Below are 1,563 nucleotides of genomic sequence, written 5' to 3'. Positions count from 1 at the left end.
TTCGCCCACGGCGACGTGCTCATGATCGGCGCCATGGCAGGTTTGAGTATTCTCAAGCTGGTACAGGCACTGGCCCCCGGGCTGCCTGGCATCGTCAAGCTCGTGATCGTCATCATCGGTGCCATACCGGTATGCGTGATCGTGAGTCTGATCATTGAACGGGTCGCGTACCGGCCACTACGCAATGCACCGCGTCTGGCCCCATTGATCACCGCCATTGGCGTATCGATCCTGTTGCAGACCATCGCCATGATGGTCTGGGGACGCAGCCCGGTCCCATTCCCGCAGATCATGCCATCGGATCCGGTGCACATTGCTGGTGCACTGATTTCGCCGACCCAGATCCTGCTGCTATTGCTGGCACTGGCCTCGATGATCGGTCTGGTCCTGATTGTTGAAAAGACCAAGATGGGCCGCGCCATGCGCGCCACGGCGGAGAATCCGCGCATTGCCGGGCTCATGGGCGTAGATGCCAACCGCGTCATCGTCGTGACCTTCGCCATTGGTGCCGCACTAGCCGCCATTGCCGGCGTGATGTGGGCCGCCAACTACTCCACAGCGCAATTTGCGATGGGCTTCGTCCCCGGGCTGAAGGCATTCTCAGCCGCGGTGCTGGGTGGGATCGGTAACATTTATGGCGCGATGCTAGGCGGCATTCTGCTCGGCCTGATTGAAAGTCTAGGCGCCGGTTACATCGGCGATCTGACCGGCAATTTCCTGGGCAGTAACTACCAGGACATCTTCGCCTTCGTCGTACTGATCATCGTGCTGACGCTACGTCCTTCGGGGATTATGGGCGAACGCGTGGCCGACCGCGCATAAGAGTTGACTAGCTTGCTGTTGCGGGGATGGTGACGACGGTTGCCCTCGGCCGGCCCAGCAAGCTGAGCAAATTTCCCATTTGCGAATGCAAACAGAAAGAACACATCATGGCCTTATTCACCTTTGATAAAAAACGCTACCCGGCTCAGACCAATGTCAGCCTGGTGGTCACACTGCTGCTGTTGATCGCCTTCCCCTTCATTGCCAGCCAGTTCGGCAATTCGTGGGTGCGCATCATGGACATCGCCCTGCTCTACATCATGCTAGCGCTAGGTTTGAACATTGTGGTCGGCTTTGCCGGTCTGCTCGATCTGGGCTACATCGCGTTCTACGCGATTGGCGCCTACACCGCCGGTCTGCTGGCATCGCCCCAGTTCGCCGATGTCCTGCAATCGTTCGTCGACACCTATCCGAGTCTGGGCCACTTCCTGGTCTCGGTCAGTGGACCGGACATTACACAACACGGGATTCACCTGACGATCTGGGTCATCGTCCCGCTGTCAGCCTTCATTGCCGCCCTGTTTGGTGCCTTGCTGGGTGCCCCCACACTCAAGCTGCGCGGTGACTACCTGGCCATTGTGACCTTAGGTTTCGGAGAAATCATCCGGATCTTCATGAACAACCTCAATGCCCCGGTCAACATCACCAATGGCCCCCAAGGGATCAATCTGATCGACCCGATCCACGTATTTGGTGTGTCGCTGGCCGGCGCCCCCGGTTCCGGCTCGATGGTCAAGTTTC

1 protein-coding gene and 1 pseudogene are annotated in these 1,563 nt (G+C 58.6%); both read left to right on the top strand.

What is annotated here, in order from left to right; translation table 11 throughout:
- A partial coding sequence (locus FHW66_RS20650; protein ID WP_183381708.1) for a branched-chain amino acid ABC transporter permease occupies window positions 1–822 on the top strand: 822 nt, incomplete at its 5' end.
- A gap of 107 nt (window positions 823–929) precedes the next feature.
- Window positions 930–1,563: pseudogene (locus FHW66_RS21080) on the top strand (ABC transporter ATP-binding protein); the annotation flags it as partial.

Origin of the sequence: Herbaspirillum sp. Sphag64, assembly GCF_014192645.1 — a bacterium.
Classification (GTDB): domain Bacteria; phylum Pseudomonadota; class Gammaproteobacteria; order Burkholderiales; family Burkholderiaceae_D; genus Herbaspirillum.
The sequence above is the reverse complement of the archived record's forward strand: the minus strand, read 5'-3'. Positions and strand labels throughout refer to the sequence as shown.